This is a genomic window from Staphylococcus sp. HMSC072H03 (genome assembly GCF_001809305.1).
GTDB classification, from domain to species: domain Bacteria; phylum Bacillota; class Bacilli; order Staphylococcales; family Staphylococcaceae; genus Staphylococcus; species Staphylococcus hominis.
In genome coordinates, this window is record NZ_KV796881.1 from 154,400 (window position 1) to 168,484 (window position 14,085).

Genomic DNA, 14,085 nt, shown 5'->3' on the forward strand with positions numbered 1-14,085 from the left:
AATATTTAAAGGGGAGGAAAGTATGAAATTAAAAAAAACAGAACGTCGTCATGAGATTAAGAAGGCGATTAATGAAAACCCCTTTATTACGGATAGTGAATTGTGTGAATTATTCAACGTAAGTATTCAAACTATCCGTCTGGATCGCACACAACTTAATATTCCTGAATTACGTAAACGTATTAAATCTGTAGCTAAACAAAATTATGAATATATCAAAGGATTGGAAGCTAATGAAGTGATTGGGGATCTTATTCAAGTTAAACCTAATTATTCTGCCCAATCTATTATAGAAATTACAGAAGAGTATGTGTTTCAAAAAACACGTATTGCACGGGGGCATATTTTATTTGCTCAAGCTAATTCATTATGTGTAGCCCTAATACATAACTCTACTGTGTTAACTCAAGAAAGTAATTTGAAATTTATTGAAAAAGTAAAGTTGCATGATAATGTTAGAGCAGAAGCAACCGTAATCAATAGAACAAATCGACATTATGATATAAAAGTGGAATCTTTTGTAAAAGATACACGCGTTTTTACAGGCATATTTAAAATGTTTTATATAAGTGAGGATGAAAACCATGGTTAAAATTGCTGTAGATATGATGGGTGGCGACAATGCACCAGGAATCGTATTAGAAGCTGTAGAAAAAGCAATCAATGATTTTAAAGATTTAGAAATTATTTTATTTGGTGATGAAAAACAATATACATTAAATCATGAGCGTATAGAGTTTAGACATTGTTCAGAAAAAATTGAGATGGAAGATGAGCCTGTACGTGCCATTAAAAGAAAAAAAGACAGTTCAATGGTACGCATGGCAGAAGCGGTTAAATCTGGTGAGGCAGATGGCTGTGTATCTGCTGGTAATACAGGTGCTTTAATGTCAGCAGGGCTATTTATCGTCGGACGTATTAAAGGCGTAGCTAGACCAGCACTTGTTGTCACATTACCTACTATCGATGGTAAAGGATTTGTCTTTTTAGATGTTGGAGCCAATGCAGATGCAAAACCTGAACACTTATTGCAATATGCACAGCTAGGTAATATTTATGCTCAAAAAATTAGAGGTATTCAACAACCTAAAATATCATTGTTGAATATCGGAACTGAACCAGCAAAAGGAAATGCTTTGACTAAAAAAACATATCAATTATTAAAAGATGAAGCGACTATTCGATTTAATGGAAATATTGAGGCTAAAACATTGATGGAGGGTGACACAGATGTAGTTGTCACTGATGGTTATACTGGAAATATGGTACTAAAAAACATCGAAGGTACTGCTAAATCAATTGGAAAAATGTTAAAAGGTACACTATTAGCTAATTTAAAAAATAAGCTTGCTGCGGCGATATTGAAAAAAGATATCAGTAAGTTTGCGAAAAAATTAGATTATGCAGAATATGGTGGATCTGTTCTTTTAGGGTTAGATGGTACTGTAGTAAAAGCACATGGCAGTTCAAATGCACGTGCATTCTATTCTGCAATTCGACAAGCTAAAATTGCTGGTGATGAACAAATAGTAAAAATTATGAGAGAAACGGTAGGTAGTGACAATGAGTAAAACTGCAATTGTTTTTCCTGGACAAGGTGCACAAAAAGTCGGAATGGCTAAAGATTTATATCAAGTTAATAAAGATGCGACTTCTATTTTAGAATTAGCGCAAACAACGGTTGATTTTGATTTATTAGAAACGATGTTTACAGATAAAGAGGAAAAATTAGGAGAAACTGAGAATACTCAACCTGCATTGTTAACACATAGTATTGCATTACTAAAAGCACTAAACCATATAGATGCTGACTATACAATGGGGCATAGTCTAGGTGAATATTCAAGTTTAGTGGCTGCTGGTGTACTAAAATTTGAAGATGCAGTGAAAATTGTGCGTAAGCGTGGCGAATTAATGACTCAAGCTTTTCCAAATGGTGTAGGAAGTATGGCTGCTGTTTTAGGGCTAAGTTATGAAGAGGTAAATGAAATTTGTAAAGAAATTTCATTTGGAGATCAATTAATTGAACCTGCCAATATTAATGCACCAGGTCAAATCGTTGTATCTGGGCATAAAGCGCTGATTGATAAATTAACTAAAGAAGGAAAATCTTTAGGTGCGAAGCGTGTGATTCCTTTAGCAGTATCAGGTCCTTTCCACTCTTCAATGATGCAAGTAATTGAAGAGAATTTCGCTTCATTTATTGATCAATTCACTTGGAATGATGCTCAATTTCCTATCGTTCAAAATTACAATGCTCATGGAGAAACAAAAGCAGAAACGATTAAACAAAATATGGTGAAACAACTCTATTCACCAGTACAATTTATTAAATCGACAGAATGGTTAATAGACCAAGGTGTGGATCATTTTATTGAAATTGGACCTGGTAAAGTATTATCTGGTTTAATTAAAAAAATTAATCGAGATGTTAAAATTACATCGATTCAAACATTAGAAGATGTGAAAGGATGGAATGAAAATGACTAAAAGTGCATTAGTAACTGGTGCTTCTAGAGGAATTGGACGTAGTATTGCATTGCAATTAGCAGAAGATGGATTCAATGTAGCAGTTAATTACGCGGGTAATAAAGAAAAAGCAGAAGCAGTGGTTAAAGAAATTAAAGAAAAAGGCGTAGAAAGTTTTGCAATACAAGCAAATGTTGCTGAAGGTGATCAAGTCAAAGTTATGATTAAAGAAGTTGTAAATCAATTTGGCTCTTTAGATGTTCTTGTAAACAACGCAGGTATTACAAAAGACAATTTATTAATGCGAATGAAAGAGCAAGAATGGGATGACGTTATTAATACTAACTTAAAAGGGACATTTAATTGTATTCAAAAAGCTACGCCACAAATGTTACGTCAACGTAGCGGTGCTATTATTAATTTATCTAGTATTGTAGCGGCTATGGGTAATCCTGGACAAGCTAATTATGTTGCGACAAAAGCAGGTATTGAAGGACTGACAAAATCAAGTGCACGTGAACTTGCTTCACGTGGTATTACTGTTAATGCAGTTGCGCCTGGGTTTATCGTCTCAGATATGACAAATGCATTAAATGAAGATCTTAAATCACAAATGTTGGAGCAAATTCCATTATCACGTTTTGGAGAAGATAAAGATATTGCCTATGCAGTGTCATTTTTAGCATCTGATCGTGCAAAATATATTACAGGTCAAACGTTATCAGTTAATGGTGGCATGTATATGTAATATATACGTCATGTATTTAAAAGGATAAATAGTCATTATCCTTTTAATAAATACTTGTGTTTTAGCCCTTAAAATGGGAAAATATAATAGTCTATGGATAGACACTTTTAAAGGAGGTGAATCGACGTGGAAAACTTCGATAAAGTAAAAGATATCATCGTTGACCGTTTAGGTGTAGACGCTGATAAAGTAACAGAAGATGCATCTTTCAAAGATGATTTAGGCGCTGACTCACTTGATATCGCTGAATTAGTGATGGAATTAGAAGACGAATTTGGTACTGAAATTCCTGATGAAGAAGCTGAAAAAATCAACACTGTTGGTGATGCAGTTAAATACATCAATAGTCTTGAAAAATAAAAACTTACATCTGAGTCGTCGTCATGATGGCTCAGATTTTTTTCATAGGACATCAATAACATGAACGGAGGTTTATCAATCATGCACCCGAAACAATCAGAAATGATTAAAGACTTTCAATATCAATTTGATAAAAAAATGAAAATGCTTGGTCTTAGTTATACTCATTTAGATGTGTACCAACAAGCGTTTTCGCACTCTAGCTTTATTAATGATTTTAATATGGATCGATTAGCTCATAACGAGCGTTTAGAATTTTTAGGAGATGCGGTATTAGAATTGACGGTTTCACGTTACCTTTTTGACAAATATCCTAATTTACCAGAAGGAAATTTAACTAAAATGAGAGCGACAATCGTATGTGAACCCTCACTTGTAATATTTGCAAATAAAATTGAATTAAATCAACTCATTTTACTTGGAAAAGGTGAAGAAAAAACAGGTGGTAGAACAAGACCTTCATTAGTATCAGATGCTTTTGAAGCGTTTATTGGGGCTTTATACTTAGACCAAGGCTTAGAAGTAGTCTGGAAGTTTGCTCAAAAAGTCATTTTTCCATATGTAGAACATAATGAATTAATTGGCGTGGTCGATTTTAAAACACAATTCCAAGAATATATTCATAGTCAAAGTAAAGGGGATGTGACGTATCATTTGATTAAAGAAGAAGGTCCAGCACACCATCGTTTATTTACATCTGAAGTGATTTTAGAAAATAAAGCAATCGCAAAAGGACAAGGCAGAACAAAAAAAGAATCTGAACAAAAAGCAGCTGAAAGTGCTTATCATAAGTTAAGAGATGAGAACAAATAATAATGAACGCATTTCATATATTATCTTCTTTTCAACAAGAATGAGTATGAATGAATTAAGGAGAAGAGTATGGTTTATTTGAAATCTATAGATACCGTTGGCTTTAAGTCATTTGCAGATCGTACGAATGTACAGTTCGATAAAGGCGTGACAGCAATTGTTGGTCCAAATGGTAGTGGGAAAAGTAATATTACTGATGCGATTAAATGGGTTTTAGGAGAACAATCTGCTAAGTCGCTTCGTGGCTCTAAAATGGAAGATATTATTTTCTCAGGGGCAGAACATCGTCAAGCACAAAATTATGCAGAAGTACAATTAAAATTAGATAATTCTACAAGAGAGTTGCAGATTGAGGCTGATGATGTGATTGTAACACGTCGTCTTTATCGTAGTGGAGAAAGCGAATATTATTTAAATAATGATAGGGCACGTCTACGCGATATTACAGAGTTATTTTTAGATTCTGGTCTAGGAAAAGAAGCGTTTAGTATTATTTCACAAGGTAGAGTAGATGAAATTTTAAATGCTAAACCTGTTGACCGACGTCAAATCATAGAAGAATCAGCGGGTGTTTTAAAGTATAAAAAAAGAAAAACGGAATCTTTACAAAAGCTAGGTCATACAGAAGATAATCTATCTCGAGTAGAGGATATTTTATATGATTTAGAAGGGCGTGTTGAACCTCTAAAAGCAGAAGCATCTATTGCTAAAGAATACTTACAATTATCAAAAGAGATGGAGCATAGTGATGTTGTCGTAACTGTACACGATATTAATCAATATGATGAAGAGAATCGTCAACTCGATGAACGATTGAATCATCTAAAAAGCCAACAAGCTGAAAAAGAAGGTCAACAAGCTCAATTAAATCAATATTTACAAAAACAAAAAACGCAACGTCAAAAACTTGAAAGAGATACCGACCACACTAATATAGATTTAATTACTACAACTGAGGAATATGAAAAATTTATTGGAAAATTAAATGTACTTGAAGAGCGAAAAAGAAATCAATCAGAAACGAATGCACGATTTGAAGAAGAATTAGATAATTTACAGTATGAATTAAAGAATGTTCAAGATGAAAGAGAACTTTCTGTAGAACAAGTATCTAAACTTAAAAAACAGCATCAATCGCTTAATAAAGAGATTAAACAGTTAGAATCAAAACTTAATCTTACAGATGCACAACATGATGAAAAATTAGAAACTATTAAAAATGAATATTATGAATTAATGTCCGAGCAATCTGAAGTGAATAATGATATTCGTTTTTTAGAACGTACTATTCAAGAAAATGAAACCAAAAAAACACGTCTCGATGCAAGATTAATAGAAGTATTTGATCAACTTAAACATATTCAAAATGACATACATCAAACAGAACAAGCGCATACTACTACATCACAAAAAATGAACATAACAGAGAAAGACATGCGTGATGTTGAAGATCGTTTATCTGAAGCAAAACGTATAGAAGCGACATATGAAGATAAGTTATATCAAGCATATCGATATACTGATAAAATGCGCGTGCGTATGGAAAGTTTAGAAACACAAGCAGAAGACTATTCCTACTTTTTTAATGGAGTAAAACATATATTAAAAGCAAAAGAGAATACTTTAAGTGGTATTCATGGTGCAGTAGCTGAAGTCATCAAGGTACCATCAAAATTGACACAAGCGATTGAAACAGCGTTAGGAGCCTCATTACAACACATTATTGTAAATAATGAAAAAGATGGTCGCCAAGCGATAAAATTTTTAAAACAACGAGGATTAGGAAGAGCAACATTTTTACCACTAAATGTAATTAGAGCAAGAAGTTTATCTCATCATATTCAAAATATAGCTCGAAATTTTGATGGTTTTATTAATATTGCATCGGAAGCGGTTGAAGTTAATCAAACGTATCAAGCTGTGATAGATAATTTGATGGGTACTACAATTATAGTGGAGAATCTTAAAATTGCGAATGAACTTGCAAGAGCGATTCAATATAAAGCACGAATCGTTACCTTAGAAGGAGATATCGTTAATCCAGGAGGAGCAATGACAGGTGGCGGAATGCGTCAATCAAAAAGTATTTTAGCTCAAAAAGATGAATTGGCAACAATGAAAATACAATTAAACGACTACGAAGAGAAAACAAAAGAATTCGAACAACAATTGCAAAAGCAAAAAGAGAAAGTTGAGACATTAAGTAATAAGTATGTAGAGTTAAGCCAACAATATCATCAATTAAAAGATACCGCTCACGAAGAAACATTGACTTTAGATCGATTGAAAAAACAAGAAACACATATAAAAAGTGAACATGAAGAATTTGAATTTGAGAAAAATGATGGCTATCAAAGTGAAAAAAGTCGTCACACATTAAAGCAACAACAATTGCGTTTATCTGAAATTCAAGAGCAACTAAAACAACTTGAAAATGACATAGAGGTATATTCAAAACTCTCTAAAGAAGGTAAAGAAAATGTATCGCAAGTTGAAAAAGAATTAAATCAAAAACGTTCTGATGTTGCAGTCGTTAAAGAAAAAATAAGTCATCAAATTATGTCATTGGAAAGAATAGATAAGCAACTTGCACAAATTAACCAACAAATCATTGCAACTAAAGAGAAAATAGAATTATTTAATTCTGACGATATGATGGGCGAAAAAGCATTTCAACAACTTCAATCAAGTATCCAAGATAAAGCGTCTCAACGTGATAAATTAAAACAAAAACTTGATACTTTAAAAGAACAGAAAGATTCTATAAATGAAGATATTGAAATTCATGAGTACAAACTCGAACAATGCCATCAAGATTTATTATCTATTGAAAGTTTTTATCAAGATATTAAGGCCCAACAGTCTAAATTAGATGTTCTTATTAATCACGCAATGAATCATTTAAATGAAACGTATCATCTTACACTTGAACGTGCGAGAGAAACTTATCAATCAGATGTTTCAATAGAAACATTAAGAAAAAAAGTAAAATTAACTAAGATGTCAATTGAAGAATTAGGTTCAGTTAATGTTAATGCTATTGAACAATTTGAAGAATTAAATGAACGTTATACATTTTTGAATGAACAGAGAAATGATTTAAGAGAAGCAAAACAGACTTTAGAACAAATCATTAATGAAATGGATCAAGAAGTAAAAGATCGTTTCAAAGCTACATTTTTTGAAGTACAAGATTATTTCACAACTGTCTTTCAATCACTTTTTGGTGGTGGTCATGCCAAGTTAGAGCTTACGGATGATGATTACTTGTCTGCAGGAGTAGATATTATTGTTCAACCACCAGGTAAAAAATTACAAAATCTTTCTTTATTAAGTGGTGGCGAACGCGCATTAAGTGCTATTGCATTACTGTTTGCTATTTTAAAAGTAAGATCAGCACCATTTGTTATACTAGACGAAGTGGAAGCAGCTTTGGATGAAGCTAATGTTATTCGTTACGCACAGTTTTTAAATGATTTATCGGAAAAAACACAGTTTATTGTCATTACGCATAGAAAAGGTACCATGGAGTATTCGGATCGTTTATATGGTGTTACAATGCAAGAGTCAGGCGTTTCAAAATTAGTAAGTGTAAATTTAAATACAATAGATGAGGTTATGAAGGAGGAAAATGCATGAGTTTTTTCAAACGACTAAAAGATAAATTTTCTACAAAGTCGACTGAAGATATTGAAAAGGAATTAACGGAAGATGAGGAATTAGATCAACCATCAACAAAAGACAATGAACAAGAAAATGAAGAACCTGCACCAAAAAAGAAAAAACCACGTAAATTAAGCGAAGCTGACTTTGACGAAGATGGGTTAATTTCAATTGAAGATTTTGAAGAAATTGAAGCTCAAAAAATGGGAGCGAAATTTAAAGCAGGTTTAGAAAAATCAAGAGAAAACTTCCAGGAGCAATTAAATAACTTGATTGCACGTTATAGAACTGTAGATGAAGATTTCTTCGAAGCTTTAGAAGAAATGTTGATTACTGCGGATGTAGGTTTCAATACGGTTATGCAATTAACGGATGAATTACGTACAGAAGCACAACGTCGTAATATCAAAGAAACTGAAGGTTTAAGAGAAGTTATCGTTGAAAAAATTGTAGAAATTTATCACCAAGAAGATGATCATTCAGAAGCAATGAATATCGAAGATGGCCGATTAAATGTCATTTTAATGGTTGGGGTCAATGGTGTAGGTAAAACTACAACGATTGGTAAATTGGCACATCGTTATAAAATGGAAGGTAAAAAAGTTATGTTGGCTGCTGGTGATACTTTCAGAGCAGGTGCAATTGAACAATTACAAGTTTGGGGCGATCGTGTAGGCGTAGAGGTAATCAGACAAAGCGAAGGTTCTGATCCTGCAGCAGTGGTTTATGATGCAATCAATGCGGCTAAGAATAAAGATGTAGATATATTAATTTGTGATACAGCAGGTCGTTTACAAAATAAATCAAACTTAATGCAAGAATTGGACAAAATGAAACGAGTCATTAGTCGTGCTGTTCCAGATGCACCACATGAAGCATTATTATGTTTAGACGCAACCACTGGTCAAAATGCACTATCACAAGCACGTTCATTCAAAGAAGTAACCAACGTTTCAGGGATTGTGCTCACTAAATTAGATGGCACAGCAAAAGGTGGTATTGTACTTGCTATTCGAAACGAATTGCATATTCCAGTAAAATACGTTGGTTTAGGTGAAAAACTAGATGATTTACAACCATTTAATCCTGAAAGTTATGTATATGGATTGTTTGCTGATATGATTGAGCAAAATGATAATATCCCTGATGAAATGCAAAGCTTAACAGATAATAATGAGGAACACCAAAATGGGGAAAAATGATTTAGTTAAAACGTTAAGAATGAATTATCTATTTGATTTTTACCATTCTTTGCTTACTGAAAAACAAAAGAATTATCTTGAGTTATTTTATCTAAATGATTACTCATTAAGTGAAATTGCTGAAACGTTTAAAGTGAGTAGACAAGCGGTTTATGATAATATAAGAAGAACTGGCGATTTAGTAGAAGACTATGAAACTAAATTAAAGTTATATGAGAAATTTGAACAACGTCAAATGATTTATAACGAAATGAAACAATCTATTCATGATACTAAAAAACTGGAACATTTAATCCAAAAATTAGAAGAACTAGAATAATTTATAAGGAGGTTGTTAATATGGCATTTGAAGGATTATCCGATCGTTTACAAGCCACGATGCAAAAAATTCGCGGTAAAGGTAAAGTAACAGAAGCGGATATTAAAACAATGATGCGTGAAGTTAGATTAGCATTGTTAGAAGCCGATGTTAACTTCAAGGTAGTCAAAGACTTCGTTAAAACAGTTTCCGAACGTGCTTTGGGATCAGACGTTATGCAGTCTTTAACACCTGGACAACAAGTTATAAAAATAGTACAAGATGAATTAACACAATTAATGGGTGGAGAAAATACATCTATTAAAATGGCTAATAAGCCACCCACAGTTGTAATGATGGTTGGTTTACAAGGGGCAGGTAAAACAACTACCGCTGGTAAATTGGCATTGTTAATGCGTAAAAAATATAATAAAAAGCCAATGTTAGTAGCAGCCGACATATATCGTCCAGCTGCGATTAATCAATTACAAACAGTAGGTAAACAACTTGATGTACCTGTTTATAGTGAAGGTGATCAAGTTAAACCACAACAAATTGTAGATAACGCATTAAGATATGCTAAAGAAGAACATTTGGACTTTGTAATTATCGATACTGCGGGACGTTTACACATTGATGAAACATTAATGAATGAATTAGCTGATGTTAAAGAAATCTCAAAACCAGATGAAATTATGCTTGTTGTAGATGCAATGACAGGACAAGATGCTGTGAACGTTGCGCAATCATTTGATGAGCAATTGGATGTCACTGGTGTGACTTTAACTAAATTAGACGGAGATACTCGTGGTGGTGCGGCACTTTCTATTCGTGCAGTAACACATAAACCAATTAAATTTGTTGGTATGAGTGAAAAAATGGATGGTTTAGAATTATTCCATCCAGAGCGTATGGCATCTCGTATACTAGGTATGGGTGACGTATTAAGTCTTATTGAAAAAGCGCAACAAGATGTGGACCAAGAAAAAGCTAAAGATTTAGAAAAGAAAATGCGTGAGTCTTCATTTACATTAGATGACTTCTTAGAACAATTGGATCAAGTGAAGAATTTAGGACCACTGGATGATATTATGAAAATGATTCCAGGTATGAATAAAATGAAAGGCTTAGATAAGCTAAATATGAGTGACAAACAAATTGACCATATTAAAGCTATTATTCAATCAATGACACCTAATGAAAGACAAGATCCAGCAATTTTAAATGTTTCAAGAAAGAAACGTATAGCAAAAGGCTCAGGCCGTTCATTGCAGGAAGTGAATCGTTTAATGAAACAATTTAATGATATGAAAAAAATGATGAAACAATTTACGGGTAATGGTCGTAAAGGTAAAAAAGGTAAACGTAGCCAAATGGAAAATATGTTAAAAGGCATGAATTTACCATTCTAAAAAGTAATGAAAGCGGAATAACATCCTAAGTGTTATTCCGCTTTTTCATAAATAAGTAAAGGAACGCATGTACATTGGCACATACATAACTAAAATGAATAAAGGTAAGCTCTAGTTAAAGCTAGTACATAATCAAATCTACAATTTATTTCATAAATCTAGATTTGGTAAAGAAAAAAGTCTTTACAAAGTTGGAGGTTCCTGTTATTATTATTTCTTGTAGAAAATAAAAATTAAAAGATTTAAAGGAGAGTTTTATAAATGGCAGTTAAAATTCGCTTAACTCGTTTAGGTTCAAAAAGAAATCCATTCTATCGTATCGTTGTAGCTGATGCGCGTTCACCACGTGATGGTCGTATCATCGAACAAATCGGTACTTACAATCCAGCAAGTGTAAATGCACCAGAAGTTAAAATCGATGAAGAATTAGCTTTAAAATGGTTAAAAGACGGTGCAAAACCAACTGATACTGTTCACAATATCTTATCAAAACAAGGTATTTTAAAAACATTTGATGAACAAAAACGTTCAAAATAATTGATAATAATATCAATATCATATAATAACAGGTCTGTGGCATAAGGTATGTCACAGGCTTTTATTATATTCTCACTTTATAAGAAACATGTTAATATGTATAAATAAACGACTATGTAAGGAGGATAAGGATGCAAGTAGAAGTAGGACAAATTGTAAATACACATGGGATTAAAGGAGAAGTAAAAGTAAAATCTAATTCTGATTTTACTGATACACGTTTTCAACCTGGAGAAGTCCTTATCGTGAATCACCACCATAATGAAATAGAAATGACTATTACATCATATCGTATACATAAAGGATTTCACATGCTTAAATTTGAAGGTATTAATAATATTAATGACGTCGAACAATATAAAGGCGACTACTTATTCCAAGAACGTGATCATGAGGATATTGAATTGAATGAAAATGAATTTTACTATTCTGATATTATTGGGTGTACGGTTTTTAATAATGATACACCAATTGGAAGAGTCATTAATATTTTTGAAACAGGTGCCAATGATGTATGGGTTGTTAAAGGTGACAAAGAATACCTTATTCCATATATAGCAGATGTCGTTAAAGAAGTAGATGTTGAACATAAAACAATTCGTATTACGCCAATGGAAGGATTATTAGAATAATGAAAATAGATTACCTAACATTATTTCCAGAAATGTTCGACGGCGTTCTAAATCATTCGATTTTGAAGCGTGCGCAAGATAAAAATATTATTGAAGTTAATACTGTAAACTTTAGAGATTACGCTGAAAATAAACATAATCAAGTGGATGATTATCCGTATGGTGGCGGTCAAGGAATGGTTTTAAAACCAGAACCAGTGTTTAATGCAATGAAAGATTTAAAACGTACTGATAAAACGCGTGTCATTCTCATGTGTCCTCAAGGACGACCATTCTCTCAAGCAATTGCTGAAGAATTGAGTGAAGCTGAACATATTGTATTTATTTGTGGACACTACGAAGGATATGACGAAAGAATTAGAGAAAATTTAGTAACCGATGAAATTTCAATGGGGGATTATGTATTGACTGGCGGAGAATTACCAGCTATGACTATGACTGATGCTATCGTTAGATTAATTCCTGGAGTACTTGGTAATGAACAATCCCATCAAGATGATTCTTTCTCCGATGGTTTACTTGAATTCCCACAATATACACGTCCAAGAGAATATAAAGGTATGACTGTACCTGACGTATTGTTATCTGGAAATCATGCAAATATAGAAAAATGGCGACATGAACAAAAATTAATACGTACTTTGCATAAACGTCCGGACTTACTAGAAAAGTATCAATTAAGTGATAAGGATAAAGAATTTTTAGAAAGCTATAAAAACCAATTGAAAAACAATTAGGAGTATGCTAATATATATCAAGTGTGAAAAGACACTAAAAATCACTATGATCCGCTGCTATATGAATGTCTAGGCAAGAACATAGGTTGAAGGAGAGTATAAAAATGAGTAATCATAAGTTAATCGAAGCAGTTACAAAATCACAATTACGCACAGACTTACCAACTTTCCGTACTGGTGACACTTTACGTGTACACGTACGTATCGTCGAAGGTTCACGTGAACGTATCCAAGTTTTCGAAGGTGTTGTAATTAAACGCCGCGGTGGAGGAATTTCTGAAACTTTCACAGTTCGTAAAATTTCTTCAGGTGTAGGTGTGGAACGTACATTCCCATTACACACTCCAAAAATCGAAAAAATCGAAGTTAAACGTCGCGGTAAAGTACGTCGTGCTAAATTATACTACTTACGTAGTTTACGTGGTAAAGCTGCAAGAATTCAAGAAATTCGCTAATCAGTATATAGAAAACTATACTAAAAAATGGGTAAGTTAATACGCATTTAAAAAAGAGTCTTGGATATAAAGTTTCAAGATAAGTAAAAAAAGACAATTTCTATTGAAATAATATAGAAATTGTCTTTTTTATAATTTTTGTGATTATTTTCTGCTCATTGAGCTGTTACTTTTCTTAAATTAAGTGTCATTAGCTCAAATCCTAGTTCTCTTTTGTCTTTATTTATCCCTCGAACGGACATTCGAGTGGAACTCAAAATAGCCTTTATAAATCTAAAAACAGACGCCACATCAATTTTTCTTTGACTATAGATGGTTTTTGTTTTTGAAAGCTTTTTATTAATTTGCGCTTTAAAATATTCCCAATTATAATTCTTCATTACTTTTTTATTTGTTTTTGAATTGAAGTTCATACATGGGTGTTTCAGAGGACATTCTGAATCATCATCACATTCATATAATTTAAAATCTCGTTTAAAGCCATATTTATCATGGTGATAGGTATATTTTTTAAATACTAGTCTTTTATTGTTCGGACAAATAAATTCAGTCTTAGTATTTGTTTCTACAATATCATTTACATGTCGTGAAATATCATGTATGGGAATGAGAACTGAAATTACCATTGGTAGAGTAAGATGAATCATATTATAATCTTTATACATAAGACATCTCGTTGATTTAGTTTAGTGATGTTTATTAAATTGTACGAATATGCCTTATTTTCTTAAGTATTTCAATGTAAAATTACATATAAAT

14 protein-coding genes and 1 pseudogene are annotated in these 14,085 nt (G+C 32.6%); 14 read left to right on the forward strand and 1 reads right to left on the reverse strand.

Going from position 1 to position 14,085, the window contains the following annotated elements; translation table 11 throughout:
- The first annotated feature begins 22 nt into the window (after window positions 1–22).
- The 14 genes from fapR to rplS all read left to right on the forward strand — a co-directional run bounded on the left by fapR (window position 23) and on the right by rplS (window position 13,326).
- On the forward strand, window positions 23–592 hold the full coding sequence (gene fapR, locus HMPREF2578_RS03660) for a transcription factor FapR (protein WP_017174579.1): 570 nt from the start codon (window positions 23–25) through the stop codon (window positions 590–592).
- Entirely contained in the window at window positions 585–1,571 is a 987-nt protein-coding gene (plsX, locus tag HMPREF2578_RS03665) for a phosphate acyltransferase PlsX (protein WP_017174580.1), read from the forward strand. Before fapR ends, plsX begins: the two co-directional genes overlap by 8 nt.
- Window positions 1,564–2,490: an ACP S-malonyltransferase gene (gene fabD / locus HMPREF2578_RS03670; RefSeq protein WP_017174581.1), complete on the forward strand. Its 927-nt coding sequence runs from the start codon at window positions 1,564–1,566 to the stop codon at window positions 2,488–2,490. The genes plsX and fabD overlap by 8 nt, the downstream gene beginning before the upstream one ends.
- A complete protein-coding gene (fabG, locus tag HMPREF2578_RS03675; RefSeq protein WP_017174582.1) occupies window positions 2,483–3,217 on the forward strand; it encodes a 3-oxoacyl-[acyl-carrier-protein] reductase in 735 nt (244 codons plus the stop codon). The genes fabD and fabG overlap by 8 nt, the downstream gene beginning before the upstream one ends.
- Window positions 3,218–3,343: 126 nt before the next feature.
- The gene (locus HMPREF2578_RS03680; RefSeq protein WP_001830184.1) at window positions 3,344–3,577 is read left to right on the forward strand and encodes an acyl carrier protein; all 234 of its coding nucleotides are present in this window, start codon (window positions 3,344–3,346) and stop codon (window positions 3,575–3,577) included.
- 81 nt (window positions 3,578–3,658) lie between these two features.
- Window positions 3,659–4,390: a ribonuclease III gene (gene rnc / locus HMPREF2578_RS03685; RefSeq protein ID WP_002448736.1), complete on the forward strand. Its 732-nt coding sequence runs from the start codon at window positions 3,659–3,661 to the stop codon at window positions 4,388–4,390.
- Window positions 4,391–4,459: 69 nt separating this feature from the next.
- On the forward strand, window positions 4,460–8,029 hold the full coding sequence (smc, locus tag HMPREF2578_RS03690) for a chromosome segregation protein SMC (RefSeq protein ID WP_017174583.1): 3,570 nt from the start codon (window positions 4,460–4,462) through the stop codon (window positions 8,027–8,029).
- Window positions 8,026–9,255 (forward strand): signal recognition particle-docking protein FtsY, encoded by a 1,230-nt coding sequence (ftsY, locus tag HMPREF2578_RS03695; RefSeq protein WP_017174584.1) that lies wholly within the window; start codon window positions 8,026–8,028, stop codon window positions 9,253–9,255. The genes smc and ftsY overlap by 4 nt, the downstream gene beginning before the upstream one ends.
- The gene (locus HMPREF2578_RS03700) at window positions 9,242–9,574 is read left to right on the forward strand and encodes a putative DNA-binding protein (RefSeq protein WP_017174585.1); all 333 of its coding nucleotides are present in this window, start codon (window positions 9,242–9,244) and stop codon (window positions 9,572–9,574) included. The genes ftsY and HMPREF2578_RS03700 overlap by 14 nt, the downstream gene beginning before the upstream one ends.
- A 20-nt stretch (window positions 9,575–9,594) precedes the next feature.
- Window positions 9,595–10,965 (forward strand): signal recognition particle protein, encoded by a 1,371-nt coding sequence (ffh, locus tag HMPREF2578_RS03705; RefSeq protein WP_002448737.1) that lies wholly within the window; start codon window positions 9,595–9,597, stop codon window positions 10,963–10,965.
- 261 nt (window positions 10,966–11,226) lie between these two features.
- Window positions 11,227–11,502 carry a 30S ribosomal protein S16 gene (rpsP, locus tag HMPREF2578_RS03710; protein ID WP_002448807.1) on the forward strand — a complete coding sequence of 92 codons (276 nt, stop codon included), beginning with the start codon at window positions 11,227–11,229 and terminating at the stop codon, window positions 11,500–11,502.
- Between the two features lie 131 nt (window positions 11,503–11,633).
- Window positions 11,634–12,134, forward strand: a complete 501-nt coding sequence (gene rimM / locus HMPREF2578_RS03715; RefSeq protein ID WP_017174586.1) for a ribosome maturation factor RimM — start codon at window positions 11,634–11,636, stop codon at window positions 12,132–12,134.
- Window positions 12,134–12,871 (forward strand): tRNA (guanosine(37)-N1)-methyltransferase TrmD, encoded by a 738-nt coding sequence (gene trmD, locus HMPREF2578_RS03720; protein WP_017174587.1) that lies wholly within the window; start codon window positions 12,134–12,136, stop codon window positions 12,869–12,871. Before rimM ends, trmD begins: the two co-directional genes overlap by 1 nt.
- Window positions 12,872–12,975: 104 nt before the next feature.
- On the forward strand, window positions 12,976–13,326 hold the full coding sequence (gene rplS, locus HMPREF2578_RS03725; protein ID WP_002448843.1) for a 50S ribosomal protein L19: 351 nt from the start codon (window positions 12,976–12,978) through the stop codon (window positions 13,324–13,326).
- Between the two features lie 74 nt (window positions 13,327–13,400).
- Here rplS and HMPREF2578_RS03730 read toward each other — a convergent pair.
- Window positions 13,401–13,874 (reverse strand): annotated as a pseudogene (locus HMPREF2578_RS03730) (transposase); the annotation flags it as partial.
- Window positions 13,875–14,085: the final 211 nt, after the last annotated feature.